Annotated in this window: 19 protein-coding genes; 9 read left to right on the top strand and 10 right to left on the bottom strand. The window is 52.5% G+C overall.

Going from position 1 to position 20,161, the window contains the following annotated elements; genetic code table 11:
• Positions 1–9 precede the first annotated feature (9 nt).
• Positions 10–447: a SufE family protein gene (locus tag ACFOMG_RS00890; protein WP_376864213.1), complete on the top strand. Its 438-nt coding sequence runs from the start codon at positions 10–12 to the stop codon at positions 445–447.
• Between the two features lie 180 nt (positions 448–627).
• On the opposite strand, the gene ACFOMG_RS00885 is transcribed toward ACFOMG_RS00890, so the two are convergent.
• The 3 genes from ACFOMG_RS00885 to ACFOMG_RS00875 form a co-directional block, all read right to left on the bottom strand.
• Complete coding sequence (locus ACFOMG_RS00885; protein WP_376864212.1) at positions 628–1,284, bottom strand: hypothetical protein; 657 nt, start codon at positions 1,282–1,284, stop codon at positions 628–630.
• Positions 1,285–1,294: 10 nt separating this feature from the next.
• Entirely contained in the window at positions 1,295–2,623 is a 1,329-nt protein-coding gene (locus ACFOMG_RS00880) for a peptidylprolyl isomerase (RefSeq protein ID WP_376864211.1), read from the bottom strand.
• A gap of 78 nt (positions 2,624–2,701) precedes the next feature.
• Entirely contained in the window at positions 2,702–3,733 is a 1,032-nt protein-coding gene (locus ACFOMG_RS00875) for a phospholipase (RefSeq protein ID WP_376864210.1), read from the bottom strand.
• A gap of 334 nt (positions 3,734–4,067) precedes the next feature.
• Between ACFOMG_RS00875 and ACFOMG_RS00870 the strand changes: the two genes are divergently transcribed.
• Genes ACFOMG_RS00870 through ACFOMG_RS00855 form a run of 4 tightly spaced genes read left to right on the top strand, consistent with a single transcriptional unit; the run spans position 4,068 to position 6,138 of the window.
• Positions 4,068–4,427 carry a hypothetical protein gene (locus tag ACFOMG_RS00870; protein WP_376864209.1) on the top strand — a complete coding sequence of 120 codons (360 nt, stop codon included), beginning with the start codon at positions 4,068–4,070 and terminating at the stop codon, positions 4,425–4,427.
• 38 nt (positions 4,428–4,465) lie between these two features.
• Positions 4,466–5,212, top strand: a complete 747-nt coding sequence (locus ACFOMG_RS00865; protein WP_376864208.1) for a BLUF domain-containing protein — start codon at positions 4,466–4,468, stop codon at positions 5,210–5,212.
• Positions 5,199–5,735, top strand: a complete 537-nt coding sequence (locus tag ACFOMG_RS00860) for a GTP-binding protein (RefSeq protein WP_376864207.1) — start codon at positions 5,199–5,201, stop codon at positions 5,733–5,735. The genes ACFOMG_RS00865 and ACFOMG_RS00860 overlap by 14 nt, the downstream gene beginning before the upstream one ends.
• A gap of 1 nt (position 5,736) precedes the next feature.
• On the top strand, positions 5,737–6,138 hold the full coding sequence (locus ACFOMG_RS00855; protein ID WP_376864206.1) for a hypothetical protein: 402 nt from the start codon (positions 5,737–5,739) through the stop codon (positions 6,136–6,138).
• A gap of 153 nt (positions 6,139–6,291) precedes the next feature.
• Here the strand turns inward: ACFOMG_RS00855 and ACFOMG_RS00850 are convergent, their stop codons facing one another.
• The 3 genes from ACFOMG_RS00850 to ACFOMG_RS00840 form a co-directional block, all read right to left on the bottom strand.
• A complete protein-coding gene (locus tag ACFOMG_RS00850) occupies positions 6,292–6,759 on the bottom strand; it encodes a bacteriohemerythrin (protein WP_376864205.1) in 468 nt (155 codons plus the stop codon).
• 253 nt (positions 6,760–7,012) lie between these two features.
• Positions 7,013–8,077, bottom strand: coding sequence for a class II fructose-bisphosphate aldolase (gene fba / locus ACFOMG_RS00845; RefSeq protein ID WP_376864204.1), 1,065 nt, complete (start codon positions 8,075–8,077; stop codon positions 7,013–7,015).
• 145 nt (positions 8,078–8,222) lie between these two features.
• The gene (locus tag ACFOMG_RS00840) at positions 8,223–9,386 is read right to left on the bottom strand and encodes a phosphoglycerate kinase (RefSeq protein WP_376864203.1); all 1,164 of its coding nucleotides are present in this window, start codon (positions 9,384–9,386) and stop codon (positions 8,223–8,225) included.
• 209 nt (positions 9,387–9,595) lie between these two features.
• On the opposite strand from ACFOMG_RS00840, the gene ACFOMG_RS00835 reads away from it, so the two are divergent.
• Entirely contained in the window at positions 9,596–10,774 is a 1,179-nt protein-coding gene (locus ACFOMG_RS00835; protein WP_376864202.1) for a tetratricopeptide repeat protein, read from the top strand.
• 70 nt (positions 10,775–10,844) lie between these two features.
• Complete coding sequence (locus ACFOMG_RS00830; RefSeq protein WP_376864201.1) at positions 10,845–11,948, top strand: polysaccharide deacetylase family protein; 1,104 nt, start codon at positions 10,845–10,847, stop codon at positions 11,946–11,948.
• 8 nt (positions 11,949–11,956) lie between these two features.
• Here the strand turns inward: ACFOMG_RS00830 and ACFOMG_RS00825 are convergent, their stop codons facing one another.
• The 3 genes from ACFOMG_RS00825 to ACFOMG_RS00815 form a co-directional block, all read right to left on the bottom strand.
• Positions 11,957–12,994, bottom strand: a complete 1,038-nt coding sequence (locus ACFOMG_RS00825; protein WP_376864200.1) for a type I glyceraldehyde-3-phosphate dehydrogenase — start codon at positions 12,992–12,994, stop codon at positions 11,957–11,959.
• Positions 12,995–13,113: 119 nt separating this feature from the next.
• The gene (locus ACFOMG_RS00820) at positions 13,114–14,748 is read right to left on the bottom strand and encodes a sensor histidine kinase (protein WP_376864199.1); all 1,635 of its coding nucleotides are present in this window, start codon (positions 14,746–14,748) and stop codon (positions 13,114–13,116) included.
• Entirely contained in the window at positions 14,748–15,566 is an 819-nt protein-coding gene (locus ACFOMG_RS00815; RefSeq protein WP_376864198.1) for a response regulator transcription factor, read from the bottom strand. Before ACFOMG_RS00815 ends, ACFOMG_RS00820 begins: the two co-directional genes overlap by 1 nt.
• 210 nt (positions 15,567–15,776) lie before the next feature.
• On the opposite strand from ACFOMG_RS00815, the gene ACFOMG_RS00810 reads away from it, so the two are divergent.
• Both ACFOMG_RS00810 and ACFOMG_RS00805 read left to right on the top strand, forming a co-directional pair.
• On the top strand, positions 15,777–17,234 hold the full coding sequence (locus ACFOMG_RS00810; protein ID WP_376864197.1) for a hypothetical protein: 1,458 nt from the start codon (positions 15,777–15,779) through the stop codon (positions 17,232–17,234).
• A 14-nt stretch (positions 17,235–17,248) separates the two neighbouring features.
• Positions 17,249–17,914 carry a VWA domain-containing protein gene (locus ACFOMG_RS00805; RefSeq protein ID WP_376864196.1) on the top strand — a complete coding sequence of 222 codons (666 nt, stop codon included), beginning with the start codon at positions 17,249–17,251 and terminating at the stop codon, positions 17,912–17,914.
• Positions 17,915–17,978: 64 nt separating this feature from the next.
• On the opposite strand, the gene ACFOMG_RS00800 is transcribed toward ACFOMG_RS00805, so the two are convergent.
• Complete coding sequence (locus ACFOMG_RS00800) at positions 17,979–19,901, bottom strand: methyl-accepting chemotaxis protein (protein WP_376864195.1); 1,923 nt, start codon at positions 19,899–19,901, stop codon at positions 17,979–17,981.
• Positions 19,902–20,161 lie beyond the last annotated feature (260 nt).

Below are 20,161 nucleotides of genomic sequence, written 5' to 3'. Positions count from 1 at the left end.
GATATTATTATGGCTATTACTCAAAACACTTTTGGCAGCGACATCAGCAGCGACGATATTCTCGATACCCTGGGATTTTTCGACGACTGGGAAGAGCGCTACAAATACATTATCGACCTCGGTAAACAACTACCGGCGATGGCGGATGAGAAAAAAACCGACGATTATTTATTGCGCGGTTGTCAGAGCCAGGTGTGGATCGACAGTGAATTAAATGACGGCGTATTAACCTTCGAAGCCGACTCCGACGCTCATATCGTGCGTGGTTTATTAGGAGTGGTGCTGGCGGCTTATAATCATAAAACGGCGCAGCAGATTCTCGAATTTGATATCGAGCAGTATTTTGACGGCGTCGATCTGGTGAAGCACCTGAGTCCGACCCGCGGCAATGGTCTGCGTGCCATGGTGCAGAAAATTCAGGATACCGCCCGCACAGCAAAAAATTAATACGTCGCACAATAAGGCATCAACCTTAGACTGCGGTGCCATTAGTCCGATAACAAAAAAAGGACTTTTGCCATCCAATGATTGTTACTGGCGTAAAATCCCTGTAGATTGCGTTATTCCACTCTTATTTGCGGGCGATTTTTATCGCCTCTTTTTTTGCCTGTAACACTAAACGCTCTTTCACTGAACGGCTTGTTGTCCTTGCTCCGCCCCCTGCTGGCGCGGAGCCGGTGGCGTCAGCCAGTCATCCGCCGGGGCAAAATCATCAGCCATAATTTCCGGGTGTTGCTGTTGCAACTGCTCAGCCATCTGCTGAATGCCCTGCGCTTTTTGTTCGGCAAAAGCAATCTGTTCGGCACTGATGCCTTCGCGGCGGCCACGTTCGATCATTTTCTCCAGTTCCGCCACTTTAATTTTGCTGGCTTCGACATAAGCACGGTACATACGTTGTTGCTGGCGCCGTTCGTATTGCTGATACAGCTCCGGATCCTGCAACTGCTCTGCGCTCGGCAACTCATCACGCTGGCGCGACTGGTTCAGTGGCGGTGTACGTGAATCACCGTTCAGCCGGGCCTCACGTAATGACTCCACCACTTCCGGGCGCGGTATTATAACAGCGGCTTCCGTCAGTGCAGCAGTGGCGCCAGGCTGATCGTCCGGCTGCGGCAATACAACCGCCGCCGGAGTTTCTGCGATAAGCGCTGCACTCGCCTGCGGTTGCTGTTCAGCGGTTTGCGGGCCGGCAACCGTGGCCGTTACCCGTACTTGAGGCTGCGGCCGTAACGCGTAAACCAACACGGCCAGTAACGTGAACCCAGCCAGCCACCATTTCCACATATCGACTCCGTTAATCAGTTGCCGCTGTTAGCGCCCGTTTATTCAGAGAAATATCAGCCTGCTGACGCAACCTTTGCTGCAGCTGATAAAAATCATTTTTTAATTGTTTTAATGCCACGTCGCGGCTGGCTTCATAACGTACGGTTGGATCTGTTAATGGCAAAAAGCCATCCACCCGCTCGTCGATATAAACAATTTCATAGACGATATCCCCCTGATTCTGAGGGCTGCGAAACGGCATCGAAAACGCGCCCTGTGGCTGAGTAAATGCCACGGAATATAACCAGTTGCGGTTTTTATCAGCACGTTTCAGCCAGCCAAGATCACCGGCCGGGGTATTGTGTTTATCATCGGCGACCGAATAACGACTGACGGCGACAGAAAATTCCAGACCGTTTTTTAACGCCTCATGAACTTCATCAGCCAGCTGCTGAGTCTGTACCCGGATATGCCGGGCACGGACTTTTTCCACCACTTTAAATTCCTGTTTATTTGCCTGATAAAAGGCTTTTACCTGAGCCTCGGTTACTTTTTTAGCGGCATCACGTAACACCGGATTGTCATCGTGGACATCGGCGTACAATCCCATATTGCGTAATAACGTGGCTTTATCCTGTTCGTTTTTTACGATCTGAAAAACAGCGTTAAAATCCTTTTCGCCCATTTTCCGTTGCGTCCAGTCGAGGACAAATAACGAACCGGCCCGCTGTTTCGCCTGGCCACGCAGAAACTGCAGGTCGGCGTTATGAATGGCCAGCCGGCCCTGTACATTCTGGCGCCGGTAAATATCCCACAAGCTCAGAGTGTGGCTGTTGCCGGCCAGTCTGACCCGGGCAATCACAGTGTTTTCGGCCAGTTGCTGCTGCGCTGCGGTCGCTTCAATATTAACCCGGGATAACAGGGCAAAATGTTGTTGCAGCCATTGTTCGTTTATTTCCTCAGCAAACTGATAAATACCATCCAGACTGCTGCCGGGTAATTGTTGTATCGCCTGATACAGAGGTTTTTCGTAATACTTGCGTAACAGCGCGGTTGCCCTGTCCTGCTGTTGTACCTGCAGTAAAAATCCGACCGCATTTTCCTGCTGCAACTGTTGTGGCGTTAATGTCTGACGGGCATGAGCGGCCAATAATGCATCGTCGATAATCCGCTGCATCGCCTGCGGTGGACTCAGTGGCCGGCTCGGATGGTTATAAGCCTGCCAGAAAATCTCCACCACCGTAGCACTGAGAGTTAAATCATTCACCCGCGCCAGCTGTTGCGGATCATCGATATCGTAACGAATGGCCGCCTGCAATGGCGCACAAAACAACAGCAGGCTGAGAAGTAGCAGTTTCACAACAGTATCCGTCTGAAAAAATGTTAACAAAAAGGCGGGACTGTGCCCGCCTGAGGTGAGTCGTTCAGCAGAGGTGAATCAGAAACGTTCGGCAGCGTGATTCAGTACGTGAACCGTCATCGCAATGGCATGCGGAATCACAATACCCGCCACTTCTGAGCGGTCGGCATCACTGGTGCTGCTCAGCACGATACCACCCAGGCCATAAGAAATGGCACCACCTTCCGTTAATAACGGCCGGATATCATTCTGCCCGGCTGGCAGCGGAGTAAAGGCTGCCAGTGCGGAGGTAACCGCGGCATCGTCATTCATGTTTTTGGCATCGTAATTATCTTCCACCCAGGATTCCCAGCCACCGTGGTGGTTTGCTGAGGTTGACCAGGTGTGATGCGGTTGCAGCAGATCGGTGGTGTGCAAAGCAAAACCCAGCGTCTGTGCGGTTGGCCGTTTCAGAAACTCGTTGTACCAGTACTGGCCCAGGTTATCGATCGGCTGGAATGCCGCATCTTCAAAGTCGTCGTAATGCGATTTCGACGAATAACTGTCGAGGCGGTAATTACGCTCGGTAATGCCGTAAGAATTGTATTCCGAGTCTTCGGCACAGCTCCACCAGAAACACCAGCCGGTCATGCCACCGTTACCATCATCAAGGTGATCACCCACCAGCCAGGTGGCCAGCAAACTGTCTTCAGTCCCTTTCACCGGAATCTGCGAGTTGTTGTAGCCCGGGATATCGTTACCGTGCACATCACCGCTGCGCGAATGGTTCTGGAAGTGCCACCAGGCGGTATACGTGGCGACAAAACTGCCGACACCAAATACCGGCGCCTGGACACAATCACCGGTCACGGCACCACACAGGTAGGTGTCAGAAAAGTCATCCACATCATAAGCACCCTGGCCAATGGCATCGGCAAACTGGGCGACGCTGTAACCGGCGGCATTGGCAGCAGCTTTTAACTTAGCGAAGTTGGTGGAATCCGGATGCGCCTGCATATAAGCCACGGCATCGGTCACAATGCGTTTGTGCGTAGGCTGAGTAAAAGCCTGACTGGTTGCCGAAGCCAGAGTTAATGCGCTACCCAGCGCGATCGTCAGAGAAGTTTTCATGGTGAGCCACCTGTTTTTTATTGTTGGCTTTGGTCGCGATGACAGCATCGGCGGCGGTTAATTCCGGCCAGCAATGCAGAGATCTGGCCGGAGAATACTGCCTCAGGGAAAACAAATGCAATAAATAAGTACCAACTGGCTCCAAAAGTCCTGAACGATGGTTCAATCCGGCGCTTGCTGATAAAAACCATATAAAAGTGGTTAGTTGTTAAACATTTGTAAAAATGCGCCACGATCCGTTGCGAATAGGTGAAATACTCGTATCATATTTTTATAAGTATTAAGTTGCATATTTTGGACATTTTCCCTTCTTTCTTCCTTCAGGACTTTTCAGATGAACAATATCGAACAAAGCCTCGACCAGTTGATGGCTATTACTGGTGCGATGGGCTGCTGCATTGTTGATTACGACTCCGGCATGGTGCTCGGACAACAGGGTGGTGGTGTCGACCTGGACCTGGCTGCCGCCGGTAACTCCGAAGTCATCAAAGCCAAGCTGAAAACCATTCAGTCACTGGGTATTGAGGGGGATATCGAAGATATGCTGATCACCCTCAGCAATCAGCTGCACATCCTGCGGCCAACCAGTCTGCACAGTGGATTATTTATCTACCTGGTACTGGATCGCCCAAATGCCAACCTGGCACTAGCCCGCCGAAAAGTGCTGGAAATAGAAAGCAATATTCAGATCTGATATTTATCGCCACGGAGGGCACTTTTGCGGAATTACGAATGAACCTTCACACTCTTGCGTTCGTCAGTCGTCCAAACGATCAGCAAAACGCACAACAATTACCGCGCTCAATCAGTGGCATTCTGGTACACGGCCGCAGCCGGAATAAAGACCACGGCATATCGTCCGTATTATGTTTCCATAAAGGTCAATATTTTCAGGCTCTGGAAGGACAACAACCAGCGTTACAAATGCTACTGGCTAACATCCGCCAAGATCCGCGCCACTCGCAAATACAACTGCTGCTGAATCGTCCGATCACTCAGCGGCTGCTTGACGATGGTGCGTTGCGACTGCTGTCTGGCAACGAATCCAGCACAACGCTGCAACAGTATCTGTGCCATCATTTCGGTCTGCAACACCCTCCAGCCAGCACAGTGGACAATTTACTCGAAGCAGTATTTGAGCAGCATGGCGCCAATCAACCACTGCAACAACCACTGCAACAACCACTGCAACAACAGACGCTGAAACTGAAACGCTGGCCAACTACCGGCCGTCTGCAGCCAGCACGTGAGCAACTGGAGCTGTATGCTTTGCTCAGCCGTGCACCATTGCACTATCGTGACGTATTGCGATGCAATCCTTTCAGCAACGAACAACAACTACGCCAAGAACTGCAACAGCTGCAACAGCAATCTTTACTGCGGCTGGGTGAACAACCGATCGCCAGCCCGACACGCAGCCGCTTTTTTTCCTCCCTTCGTCAATTTATTAACCGGTCCTTATCGAATGCAAGAACCTGACTACCGTAAACTGGTCATCGTAGGCGATGTTGGCAGTGGTAAAACACAGTTGATCAGTACACTCAGTGAGATAGACACCATCAATACCGATGTCACCTCCAGCATTGATATCGGCAAAGACACCACCACGGTTGGTATTGATTATGGTCGTATTCATCTCAACGGCAATCTCGCCCTCGGGCTGTATGGTGTTCCCGGACAAACACGTTATTCCTTTATATGGGAAACTGTAAAGCCGGGCACCTGGGGAATGATTTTATTACTGCACGCAGAGCAGGAATTTGATCCGTTATCATTTCAGCGCTGGCTGCAGTTTTTTGATGTCTCCGCCAATTCATTACCACTACTGGTCGCCATCTCTCATAGCGACCAGGTTAGTGATGAAGATTACCAGCGACTGCAACGAGCAATCAACGACCACCAGCAACAGAATGATTTATGCTTACCCGTGCTGCCGCTCAATTGTCGCGACCCGCACCAGGCTTTGTCCCTGTTAACTGTTATCAATACATTGGCCAACTAATATGAGCAGCAATATCCCCGCATGGGTACCCAGTGACATCGCCAAACATGCGTTTGTCAGTGAGCTGAAAAACAATCAACAATTACAACTACTGAACCTGGCTACCACCGATGGCTTTCGCGTGTGTCAGGTAGCGCGCCAGGGGTTAAATATTGAAGGCGATAAAATTGCCGCGGTTACCAGCTCCATTATGGCAATGAGTAACTCCGCTGCCAGGGCAGTATTTTCTGAAGACAGCCAGACCATTGATATTGAATCAAACTGCGGCAAAATTGTGATTGAAACCATCAGCAGTTCCCACGGGCAGCTGGTGATTACTTTGTGTTGTCAGCACGACTGTTCGCTGGCAACAGCACGATTTATTGCGCGCCGGCTACGACAAACTATTTTACAGGCTTTATAACCGCCTCAGAACATATAACCCAGACGCACAGTGCCAACAGCCAGGCTACTGAGGACACACAGAGAAGCGCTGATAAGTCCTTTTAACATGGCGGACCTCCGGTAAAAAAAGAGGCCACACCATACCCGAAAAAAGGACCTTGTCCAGCGCCGTTCAGGCGTTTTCGGGCTGGCCGAAAATGCGCTTCAGCGCACCGTTAATCCAGCTTTCCTCACGTTTCAGTACCTTTTTCACCACCGGCACGTAATCGGCGTCTTCCTGTTTAATATGCTGAATCAGCCAAGCCATCAGCGCGGTACGAATGCGACGTGCCACACCAAACGGATCGTGGCCGTTCAGCAGTGACTCTTCGTATTTCGCGATGCGATCTTCGAAGCGGCGATGCACCTGCTGATGCGCTTCCATCAACAGATAACCGGCCTGCTTCAGTAATTGTTCCTCAAAGGCAAAATGGTCCATGGTGTAGTCTTTCAGACGTTCCATCACATCAAACACCATGGTCACATCCTGCTGGGCGATGGCGTCGTTAATCTCGTTAATGTAATCCACAATACGGCGATGCTGGGAATCGATCACATCGATGCCGAGGTCGAGGTCGGCGGTCCAGTCGTAATGCTCCATACAACACAAGCTCCCTAAGTTTGGTGTTATTACTTATTTTTTTCTCAATACCAGAGGCGGGAGTTTAGGGGGTCGTGTCGGGCGGAAATTGACCCAGATCAATTCCTTATATTTTCAATGGTTATTTGCGTAAAAGTCAGCAGTTTTTATCAGGTTATTGGCATACTTTCACCCGCCCCAATAAACACTGGCGAATTGCGGGCATAAAAAAACCCATCCGAAGATGGGTTGTTTTATCAGCAGCCGGGCAAACTCAGTTCACTTTCGGATCCAGTTCACCGGACTGATAACGATCAAACATAGCGTCCAGAGACAAGGCTTTGATCTTAGAGGCATTACCGGCGGTGCCGAAAGCTTCGTAGCGGGCGATACAAATCTCGCTCATCGCTTTCACCGACGCCGTCAGGTATTTGCGCGGATCGAACTCAGCCGGGTTTTCCGCCAGGAAGCGACGAATCGCACCGGTCGATGCCAGACGCAGGTCGGTATCGATGTTGACTTTGCGTACACCAAATTTGATGCCTTCAACGATCTGCTCAACCGGCACACCGTAGGTTTCCGGAATCTCGCCACCGAATTCGTTGATGATTGCCAGCCACTCCTGCGGTACCGAAGAAGAACCGTGCATCACCAGGTGAGTATCCGGAATACGTTTGTGGATTTCTTTAATGCGGTCAATCGCCAGAATGTCACCGGTTGGTGGACGGGTGAATTTGTAAGCCCCGTGCGACGTGCCACAGGCAATTGCCAGCGCATCAACACCGGTTTGCTTGACGAAGTCAGCCGCTTCTTCCGGATCGGTTAACATCTGATCGTGAGTCAGCGTGCCTTCAGCGCCAACACCGTCTTCTTCACCAGCCTGGCCGGTTTCCAGCGAACCCAGCACACCCAGCTCACCCTCAACCGAGACACCACAACCGTGGGCCATTTCCACGGTACGTTTGGTAACGTCGACGTTGTATTCGTAGCTCATCGGGGTTTTGCCGTCTTCACCCAGAGAACCGTCCATCATGACCGAGCTGAAACCCAGCTGGATAGAACGCTGACAAACGGTAGGGGAAGCACCGTGATCCTGGTGCATACACACAGGAATATGCGGGAACTCTTCGATCGCCGCCAGAATCAGGTGACGCAGGAAAGGCGCACCGGCGTACTTGCGGGCACCAGCAGAAGCCTGAACAATCACCGGCGAATCAGTTTTGTCCGCCGCTTCCATGATGGCGCGCATCTGTTCCAGATTATTAACGTTGAAAGCTGGTACGCCGTAGCCAAATTCGGCAGCGTGGTCCAGCATCTGACGCATGCTGATCAGAGCCATGAAAAAAGTACCTTATCTGAGGTTAGTCAATTGGCCGCTATTCTAGCGGTTTCTGCCGCTTAGTAACAGGTGTGGCCAGCGACTAAAAAGCCGATGCCGACCTCTCGGTCGGCATCGGCTGATCAGTTATCCGGTACGCTGGATATTACTGCTTGGCACGTTGCTCCAGAATCGCAACCGCAGGCAGGGTTTTGCCTTCAACGAATTCCAGGAAGGCACCACCACCGGTAGAGATGTAAGAGACTTTATCGGCAATGTCGTACTTATCCACGGCAGCCAGTGTGTCACCACCACCGGCGATGGAGAAGCCGTCGGAATCGGCAATAGCCAGCGACAGGGCTTTAGTGCCTTCACCAAACTGGTCGAATTCGAACACCCCCACCGGGCCATTCCAGATAATGGTTTTGGCTTCTTTTAATTGCTCAGCCAGGGCTTTGGCAGAATCCGGGCCGATATCAAAGATCATATCGTCTTCAGCAACATCGTCTGCCGATTTCAGCGTCGCTTCAGCCGTTTCGGAGAATTCTTTACCACACACCACATCGGTCGGAACCGGAATAGACACCTTGTCCATCAGAGCTTTGGCGTTTGCAATCAGGTCGTTTTCACACAGAGACTTACCTACCGGCTTGCCTGCCGCCGCCAGGAACGTATTGGCGATACCACCACCGACGATGATCTGGTCACATACGTCAGACAGGCTTTCCAGCACTTCCAGCTTGGTCGACACTTTGGAGCCACCAACAATCGCCACCAGCGGACGAGCGGGGTTATCCAGCGCTTTGCCTAACGCCTCCAGCTCAGCAGCCAGCAGAGGTCCGGCACAGGCAACCGGGGCGAATTTAGCAACACCGTGAGTCGACGCCTGGGCGCGGTGAGCGGTACCAAAAGCGTCCATCACAAACACGTCACACAGCTGGGCGTACGCTTGTGCCAGTTCATCAGTGTCTTTCTTTTCACCCGGGTTAAAACGCACGTTTTCCAGCAACACCAGCTCGCCTTCCGCGACCTCAACACCGGCGTTAAAGTCTTTCACTACTTCGACGTTGCGACCCAGCAGACCCGCCAGGTGATCAGCCACCGGCTGCATCGAGAATTTCTCCTCGTACTCGCCTTCGGTCGGGCGACCCAGATGAGACATAACAATGACCTTGGCACCGGCTGCCAGCGCGTGCTGGATGGTTGGCAACGAGGCCCGGATACGTGCATCCGATGTTACTTTGCCGTCTTTTACCGGTACGTTTAAGTCTTCACGAATCAGAACCCGTTTACCTTTCAGATCCAGATCGGTCATTTTTAAAACAGTCATGGTCTCTCCCGCTGTTATTACCCGTTGAGCCCTGCCAGCTGGCCAGCCGGGCGAACAAAAGGCGGCATTATAGCAGCAACAATAACCGCTTAAAGCTGTTTTAAAATGAGAAGTTTATCACTGGTGAACTCGGGTTTGAGCCATTAGACTTTACCCTTTGCTGGCCGGCCTACGGCACAGCTTCCTGCTTACGACATTAAGGAATGATAATGCGCAATCTGTTTACTTCCGTGCTGTTCTCCGCCACAGCACTGTTAGCCGGCCAGGCACAGGCTGGTGATATTAAGGTGCTGAGCGCCGTGGTAAAAGACAAATCCATCGATGGCGCTCAGGTGACCTGGCAGCGTAACGGTGAAGGTTCACAACAGGCGGTGACCGCCGCCGACGGCAGCGCTACGGTACCCGCCAGCCTGACCGACGATGCTGACACCACCATGATCATCAATAAGCCGGGGTATTCCACCCTGGTGGTGAAGTGCCCGTGTGATAACTTCACCTACGCGTTATCGCCGGTAATGCAGAATCTGGATGGCCTGCGGGCGGTATTAACCTGGGGCGAAACGCCACGCGACCTGGATTCTCACCTGACCTTCCCCAACAACCACGTGTTTTACGTTGAGAAAAACGGTGACAACGCCAACCTGGACGTCGATGACACCACCAGCTTTGGCCCTGAAACCATCACCATTGAACAGAAGTACGATGGTCAGCGTTATGTGTATGCGGTGCACGACTTCACTAACGGCTCCGGTAATCGCAAAGATTCCAAAGAGATGGGCTTCAGCAACGCCCGGGTAGAAGTGTATGTCGGCCAGACTCTGATTCGGACTTACCGCGTCCAGCCGGATACCACCGCCACCAGCTGGGTGGTATTTGGTATTGATGAAAACGGCGCATTCCACGATATCAACCAGTACCTGAGCCTCAGCCGTGAGGGTCTGGCCAGCCATATGGACAGCCTGATTGCCGCCGACTCCTTCGAGAATCACTCGCTGGTAACACCGGCAATCAAAAAAGAAGCGAAGCGCATCAATACCCGGGGCGAATCTCTGTACCACGAAAAACGCCTGGAAGATGCCATGTACAAGTTCCAGGATGCCATCAACCTGTATCCGTCTTACGGCCAGGCTTACAGCAATCTGGGTCTGACTTACCAGAAACTGAACCGCACCGCCGAAGCGCTGTGGGCTAACCGTAAAGCCATTGAACTGGCCAGCGGTAAAAACAAAAACCGGGTTCAGGCCAGCAGCTATTACAACATTGCCCGTATCTACGAAGGTAATGGCCAATGGCAGGACGCGCTGGATAACTTCAATAAAGCCAAAGCGCTGCGCCAGCACAGTGCTTACGACAAAGGCATTCAGCGCATGCAGGAAAAACTGCAATAAGTGCTGCGTTACCCGGCGGTGTTCTGCCGTCGGGTGATTCCTGTCTTTTCTCCCCTCAACAGGAGCCGTTATGAAATCAGCGCGCTTATTTTTATCACGTTTTGGCCTGTTATCCTGCCTTTGTCTGCCGTTAGTGGCACAGGCCGCCGGGCCGGAAAAAGTCGCCACTTTAAAGCGCGATTTATGGCCTTACCCGATCAGCAGCAGTGAACAGTTTGATCGTGCTTCCAATGCCGAAATTCAGATGTTAACCCTGGTTATCAGCCAGACCGCACTGCAGCAGGAAGCGGATATAAAAGCCTTTACCGGATTAAAGAAGATTAACCCGGCACAGGTGCAACACTGGTTAACCAGCACCCGGCAGCGGCTGCTGAATAATCATCGACAAGCCTGCCACAGCCTGGACGCCGGTTCCTGCGCAACCGACTGGCCGGCGTTGCAACAACTCAGTCAAAAACAACTGCAACAACAGTTACCCGCCGGGTTGGCCGAATGGGCACAACACAGCCGTAAATTTCATCAGCGTTATTTATACGAACAGGTGCGTTTAGCCGCCTTGTTTCCGCGTATCAGCAGTGAAATTGAGGTATTTTCTGAGCAGGAAGTCAGCGGTTTTGAATTAAACGATGGTGAGTTTTTATTAACCTACGATGATGGCCCATCGGCGAAACGCAGCGCACCCTTAACTCAGGCGCTGAATCAGCTGAATATTCACGCCTTCTTTTTTGTGCTGGGTGAAAATCTGGAGAAAGTAAAACCGCCCAAAGCACTCTATAAAGATCAGTGTCTGGCGTCTCACGGTTATCAGCATAAAAGCCATCAGAAATGGGAAAACTGGCAACAGTCACTGGCCGATACCCGCACGCAGTTAAACGCCTATCAGCCCGGCCCTTATTGGTTCCGGCCGCCGTATGGCCAGCGTCAGCCAGCGTTGTTAACCGATCTGCAGCAACAGCAGGAAAAGCTGATGTTATGGAATATCGACAGCCAGGACTGGAACCGTAAGTTAACCGATCAGCAGGTGGCCGACCGGGTAACCACGCTGATGTTGTTATGGCGCCGTGGCATTATCCTGTACCACGATATTCACAGCCGCGCGTTGCATAATTTACCGGCACTGCAGCAACTGGTCAGCAACAGCAATAAACAGTGGCTCGATTGCCGTCAGTTCTGACGGCTTGTTTACCACTCGTCGGGCTGTGTCATCAGTGCTGCGGTATCCAGCATACGGTTGGCAAAGCCCCATTCGTTATCAAACCATACCAGCAGTTTTAACAACCGGCCGCCACTGACCCGGGTCTGGGTGGCATCCACCACCCCGGAACGCGGGTCGTGATTAAAGTCGATGGAGGCGTGAGGTTCAGCGCTGATCCCCAGAATTCCCTGCAGATTCAGCCCTTCCACCTGGCCTGCTGCCGCTGCGCGCAGCAGTTCATTCACCGCCGCCGCGCTGGTATTTTGTTGCAGCTGAATACTGAGATCGAGGGCCGATACGTTAGCGGTTGGCACCCGCAGATGCAGGCTTTCGATTTTGCCATCCAGCTGTGGCATCAGGCGGCTGATCCCTTTTGGCAAACCGGTATCCACCGGAATAATACTCTGTACCGCGGAACGGGTGCGGCGCAAATCCGAGTGGTAGGCATCGATCACCGGCTGATCGTTCATCGCCGAGTGAATGGTGGTGGTGACACCGGCTTCAATGCCATAGGCCTGATCAAGCAGGGTTAACACCGGGATCAGGCAATTGGTGGAACAGGAGCCGTTCGACACAATACGGTGTTCAGCCGTCAGGCTGGTGTGATTCAGACCATAAATAATGGTGTTATCCACCGCGGCATCGGCCGGGTTGGAGATCAGTACCCTGGCGGCGCCACGCTGCTGATGTTGTTCGGCATCAGCGCGGGTTTTAATCTGGCCGGTACACTCCAGCACCAGATCAATGCCCAGCTCAGACCAGTTCAGCTGTGCCGGATCTTCAACATGGCGGACGCAGATACGATCGCCGTTGACCAGCAAATGACGCTCATCGGCAATGCTGACATCACCGGGAAAACGCCCGTGGGTGCTGTCGTAGTTGAGCATATAGCGCAGCGATTCGATATCCGCCAGCTCGTTAATGGCCACCACCTGCAGGCGGTCGCGATAACCGTTCTCGTACAGCGCACGTAAAACACAACGGCCAATACGGCCAAAGCCATTAATTGCTATGCGGGTGGTCACGTCAGCTCCGTTCGGCAAAGGGTTCGGGATTGAATCTTACGCCGGATTTTATCACTAACTGATCATACGTGCGCTGCTGCCGTTACAACCCACAACGTTACAACCCACAAAGCGACTGCTTAAAAATCATCCGGCGCCTGAAAATGCTCACCCAGCTTATCCACATCCGGGCCATCATCTAATGCCGGAATGCCGTCCATCCGGCCCGTCAGCGTTGGCATACGCAGATTAAATTCAACACCGCGGATATCCAGCGCAATAAAACTTAATTTATCCTGTTTACGGCCACTGAGGGTGATTTGCCACTGCGGCCGGCCCGGATGTTGTGGATCAAACCAGCTTCTGAATCTGTTATTCACTTCCAGCCGGCTGACGCAATCAGCCGCCGGCTGCGAGACTTCAATGCTGACCAGCGCTTTATCCAGTACCAGCTGCCAGTGTTTTTGTGCTGCACAGTCATCCGTGCGAATCAGTGGCAAACCGTCCTCAAGCTGCTGATGCAGACTGATATGGCGTATTTCTCCGTCTGCCAGCTGCAGCCGCAAATGATATTGGCAGGCCTGATTGTCGATATTATGCGGCACCACCACACCATCAAACCCCTGCACAATCTGCTGCACAAAATACAACCCTAACCCTTTGCCGTTATGCTCTTTCACCCGCCGGGTGGAATACCCCAGCTGAAACATCTGCGCCTGTTGTTGCGGGCTGATATGCGGTCCACGGTTATAAATACTCAGATCCAGATAATGTTGCTGTTCTTTCAGGCTGACACTGACTCCGGGGAACGGACTTTTATACTGACGTTTACCGGCAAAAAACTGCGCATTACGTAACAGATTCTCCAGTAATAAAACAAAGTGATTGGCATTGCCCAACAACACCTCACACGGAAAAATATCAACCCGGAAGTGGCCGTTATTATCCTGCAAATACAAAGGTTCGTCAGGATGATCCTCAAGCACGGCCTGCCACAGCGCTTGTGGTTCCGCCGCCTCAGTGCTGTCCTTATTGCCACGTCGCAACACCTCCAGCCCGAGGTGTAACGTCAGGCTATCGACCAATGCCTGGCGCGGATCAAACAACGGAGCCTGTGGTAATTCCTCAGCATTAATCCCCTGCAGCTCAGCGGCGAATACCTGTTCTTCACAGGCCGCAATATGATCGCCAATATGCAACGCCATATTATCGGTGGTGGATAAATCCAGCAGATCCCATAAATAACGCATCCCCACCAGCGCTTCCAGGTACAAGGTCGCCTGTGTGCCCTGTTCATCCGGCAGACTGTGATCCCGGGCGTACAATAACGCTGACTGCACTTTATCAAATGAAATAACACCGTTATGACGCACCTCAGACGCGATGCTTTTAAAATGCAGAAATTTTTCGTCGTATTCGATGTATTCCAGTAATTTATCACTGATAAATAATTTCAGTTTATCGGTATGACTGGCCGACGTTTGTGCTTTCAGCTGCAACTCACGCTTAGTCAGCCATAACTGCTCAACGAGGGAGCGCAGTTTTTGTTGCTGCTGACGAAATCTGACCAGCTCAAACCAGGCAACCAACAGCAACACCACAAACGCGCCCTGCAGGTATTCCGGCTGCCACCAGCCAGCTGGCAGCGCCAGCCGCTGTTGCAGTGCAGGCGACAATAACAACAAGGCATAGCTGCCCAGCAACACAGCCGCACATAAGGTGCGCCAGGGGTAATGCATGGAAAACCGGAATTTTTCCTCCCTGCCCTTGTTCATTACACACGCTCCGCTGGTGCTTTCCATAAATAAGCGCCATCGGCGCCAAATGTCGCCACACCGTCACCGGCACGACACAAATCCATAAAAGCCTGTTCATCACCATGAGCCAGCGCCAGTGATTTGCGCAGGGTTTTAATATGCTGGCGGTAATTGGCGTAAGAAAATTTTTCCAGGTCTGCTTCCAGCCACTCAGCCATCTGTAATGTGGTTACCGGGCGCGGGGAAGCCTCAACCAGAAAGCGTAAAATTTTACGCGGTGTCGGCGCCAGCGGCCGTTTCGGATTGGCCGGATTCATCAGCACATTACCTCGCCAGCGTACTTCCCAGCTGATCAGATCGATACTCAGGTCACCACTGGTCAGCTGCCGTGATTGCGCTGCCGGAGCCAATACATCTTTCAGCAACGCTTTCATACGCCACAGCAGTACCGCTTCAATATTGCGCTGATTTTTTGCAATAAAATCGCGGCTTACACCTTCTTCAAACGCTTTCTGCTCAATCCCGGTACCGGAGTGTTCCGATAAAAAGACGATCGGTAATGCCGGCCATTTTTTTAACAACGCCCGGGCTATGGTATAGCCACCATCGTCGTCGCCATTCAGGCTGGCGTCCAGCAGCGCAATCTGGGGGGCATCGCTGTGGTCGGTCTGGGCGATGCGGGCCAGGGCCGCATCCAGCTGTTTAAACACTTCTAAGCGGTTTTGTTCAGCGCCAGCCAGCGGCGGCTCACCGGGCGCAAAGTGATTACTTTGCAGCACTGGCCGGAACTTATCGATCCAGTGTTGCTGATCCTCCACCCAGAAAATTTTAATCATGCTGCGATCCTTTTACCTGTTTCAGTCACGTCCTGATTGGCCGCGACTGAGCGCTGCGGCAGGCCTTCAGCATACCAGCCAGCGTCAGAAACAGAAGCCGGCAACACAGCAGCAGCGACACAAATCACATTCTTCTCACCGATTTTTCACCAGCGTTTTACACACTGGTTTCATCGGCTCACAACGGGCCCCCGCAACGAGGATAAGACCATGACCAACCTTCTGACTCTCTGGTCTGACCACGCAGCTTTATCCGCTTCTGTCTGGCTGCTGCTGGTTATGACCCTGATGTATTTTGCCCGCCAGCCGGCGCACCAGATTCTGTTATCGCTGGGGAGCGGTCTGCAGCAACTGCTGCGTCTCAGCAGCCGTGCCCTGCAACGCTGGCAGCGGGCGCTGAACGAACGTAATCGCGAGGTGTTATTAAGCGCCGCCCGTCACGATGCCGAACGCCGGATTGAACGCGAGTTCTGCCGTATCCAGACCCTGGTCGCCCGCGATCTGGCAGGTTACCCGGGGCTGCAGCGCCAGATCAGCAGCCATATCGCCGAGATCGAGAGTAACTACCAGCAAACCGCCGATAATCCGCCGTTACCACCGGCCTGGAGCGAGGTGGTCAGCACCATTGCCGAATTACCCAGCCATGGTGATCCGGCGGTCGCTAAAGTACTGACCAATATTCAGCAAGCGGTGGAAGAAACCCACAAAGAAACCCTGAAGGCGTACCAGCACAGCGTCGCTCAGCGACAGCAACAGCTCAGTAAAATGCAGCCACTGTGGCGCCGCCTGAACGATCAGGTCGCTGAAGTGGGTAGCACCATCGACGGCCTGGATCAGCGCAGCCATCAGCTGGATAAACAGATGCAGCAATATGAAGAAATCCGCCGCGCCGAAGACGGCACGCTGCGCAGCCTGACCTCCAGTTCACTGACGCAGTTTTTTATTTCCGGCCTGGTATTAACCATTGCACTGTTGGGTGGCCTGATTAACTTCCAGTTAATTGCTATGCCAATGTCAGAAATGGTGGGCGGCACCAGTTATATCGGCGCCATGAAAACCTCCGACATCGCGGCGCTGGTGATTATCCTGATCGAAGTGGCCATGGGCCTGTTTTTACTGGAATCCATGCGTATTACCCGGCTGTTCCCGGTGATTGCCAGCATGGACGATAAAATGCGCCGCCGCATGATGATCATCAGCCTGACCATTCTCACCGTACTGGCAGGGATCGAAGCATCACTGGCGTATATGCGTGATTTATTGGCCCTTGACCGTGAAGCACTGCAGCAGTCGCTCAGTCTGGCGGCCGCCAGCAGCGGTGTTATTGACGGCCATGCGGAATTCCGCTGGATTCCATCGATTGGTCAGATGGTGATGGGCTTTATTCTGCCTTTTGCACTGGCGTTTATCGCCATTCCGCTGGAGTCCTTTATCCATTCATTACGCACGGTGTTAGGGGTAGTGCTGAGCAGCGCATTACAACTGCTGGCCATTATCTGCCGCAGCAGCGGACGCTTAGCCGCCAGCCTGTTCACAACCCTGACCCATGTGTATGACCTGGCCATCATGATACCGCTGGCACTGGAAAAGGCGCTGACAAAACGTACACCTAAACCCCGCAATATCCAGAACCACGACACTGACGACAACAACGCACTGGCCGCCTGACGGAGGAATGAATAATGAACCGCTTACAGAAATTCATCGCGACCGTCAGTTTGCCAGTGACCTTATCACTGGCCGGCTGTGGCGAACCGGTAGCTGAAAATAATGCCGTGTATTTATTAATTGATACCTCCGGCACTTACACCGCCGAACTGAATAAAGCCCAGGCGATTATTAATTACCTGCTGGCGAACCTCGACAGTGGTGATTCTATGGCAGTCGCCCGCATCGACAGCGGCAGCTTCAGCGAAAAAGACATTATTGCCAAAACTACTTTTGACATGCGCCCCAGTGCTGCCAATGACCAGAAACGCCGATTTAAACAGGCCATCGATCAGTTTGCCGCGGGTCTGAGTCATGGCAGCGCCAATACCGATATCAGCGGTGGGGTATTACAGGCGACACAATATTTAAACGAAACCGGCGCCGGCAATAAATACGTATTTATTTTTTCTGATTTAGAAGAGGATTTACCCGATGATCACATTAGAGACTTTCCAATTAGCCTGGATAACATTCACGTCGTTGCTCTCAATGTCACTAAGTTACGCAGCGATAATATCGACCCGCGAGACTACCTGTCACGACTCGCCAACTGGCAAAACCGGGTCGTAGATGGCGGTGGTGACTGGCGTGTGTTAAATGATCTGGAACGTATGGAGAAATTATTAGCACTGCAATAAGCAGTCAGCAAAAAGCTCTCCAGCCGCCGGCTGGAGAGCTTTTTTTATTGCCGCTAAGCCGTGGTTAATAACGGAAATTGGCGACGATCTGAGTCAGGTCCTGCGACGCCGATTCGAGCTGTTCCTCGCATACGGTGGCGGTTGTTTCAGACGCCTGTACGGTCTGCTCCGCCAGGCTGTTGATATGACTGATGTGTTTATCCAGATCACTGACCACGGTCGATTGTTCTTCCGTTGCGGTCGCCACCTGGGTCGCCATATCGGTCATCAGCTGAATCGACTGCCGCACCCCATCCAGCGCCGCCAGCGCATCCGCTGAGCGATTGACTACCGCCTCACACCGTTCGCTGCCATGTTGCATCGCATCCACGGCGGTGGCCGAAGCCTTCTGCAGCCGTTCAATCATGGCATTAATTTCTTCCGTGGCCTGCTGTGATTTTTGTGCCAGATTACGTACCTCATCCGCTACGACCGCAAAGCCACGCCCCTGTTCTCCGGCGCGGGCGGCCTCAATCGCAGCGTTCAGAGCCAGCAGGTTGGTTTGTTCAGAAATCCCGGAGATCACACTCAGTACTGAACTGATCTGGCCAACATCCCCCGCCAGCTCACCAACCGCGGCGGCGATATCCTGCAACTCGTTGTTTAATTGCTGCATTTCAGCGGTGGTTTCTTCCATCACCTGCTGCCCGGCGTTTGCTTCCTGTACCGCACTGCGGCTGGCACCGGCAGTTTGTTCGGCATTGCCGGCGATTTCTCTGACCGTGGCGCCCATTTCTGTCATTGCGGTAGCCACCATGGTGATGCTGTCGACCTGATCGCGGGAATTTTCGTGGGAACTGCGGGCCGACGATAACACCTCGCCGGCAGCGTTATGCACCTGACCGGAGGTACCGGCCAGCTGAGTAATCAGCTGACGCATATTTTCGCTGAAGCGATTAAACGCCGACGACAACTGCCCCACTTCATCAGCGCTGCTGATTTCCAGTCGCCGGGTTAAGTCGGCATCACCATCTGCAATCGCCTGCAACATGGCCGACGTGTTGATGATCGGCCGGGTAATGGAGGACGCCAGCCACACCGCCAGCATAATAAACAGCGCCACCAGCACCAGATTCAGCACCACCACCAGTGTTGTCATTTGTTGTAACGCGGCAAACAGTTCAGCGGTTGGCAATTCAACCACCACGTACCAGTCGAGGGCCGGGATGTATTGTGCTGCAACCAGACTGGGCACAGGCTCGGTAATCTGTAACACCTGTGGTTTACCATCCGCTAATAAAGTGGTCAGCCGGGCATTTAACTGCGGCCGGTCCCGCAGCGAGGCATTACCGGATAACTGACTGTCGGGGTGAATTTTGATATCGCCCTGTCCATCCACCAGATACACCTGGCCACGCTCACCGACCTGGTAGTTGCGGATAAATTCGGACAACTGACGAATTTCCAGGCCAATACCGGTGATCGCCTGCTGCCCCTGAATACGATAATTAATAAATAACGTCGGTACTTTGGTGGTGTCATCAATATCCAGGTCGAGGCTGTAATTTTTACCACTGTTAATAAACTGGTAAAACCAATCATCCTTAGTCGGGTTGAGGCGCCGCGCCAGACCGTTTTCAGTGTAATAATTGCCACTGTCACCAGACACCAGAAAGGCCGTGATGGCCTGTTCGTCCTGTTTCAGTTGTTGCAGGTAAGCTGTGACATCAGCCTGCTGAGTATTGTTTTCACCTTGCTGCAACCAGCGCTTAACAAATACATTACCCGCCATGGTACGGGCAACCGCCAGCCGGGTTTCAATTTCTACCGCCACCTGAGCAGCAACTCCGGTCAGAGTGGCGGGAATTTCAGCCGTTGAAATACGCTTAACCGTACTGTTCTTTATCAACATCCCCGTCATGATGGTCGACAAAGTAATAGAAATCAGCAAGGCGCCCGCCATCGCCAGTAATAATTTGCGTTTCAGCGGGATGTGCGACCAGGACATACAGTTTTCTCCGGCAAGTTTGCTTAAAGCCTAGCAGAGAAGTCAAAAAGTATGAGAAAACGGGTTTCTTACCTCCGTCGCTGAGACGATGGCTTTAATATCTGAAAAATAATAAGGTATTTAAACTGCTTCGGATGAAGCTTAAGAAATGGCGCGCTCGGGAGGATTACCAATGCCCTTCGGGCCGTCGTCGCAGGCTCTGACGTTTGTCGCTACGCTCGATACGAACCAGAAGGTTCTCACCTTCGTCGCTGATGCGA

It is taken from the genome of Bacterioplanoides pacificum, from assembly GCF_042648445.1.
Lineage (GTDB): Bacteria > Pseudomonadota > Gammaproteobacteria > Pseudomonadales > Oceanobacteraceae > Bacterioplanoides > Bacterioplanoides pacificum.
Note: the sequence above shows the minus strand (reverse complement) of the source record. Positions and strands in the feature narration are given on the sequence as shown.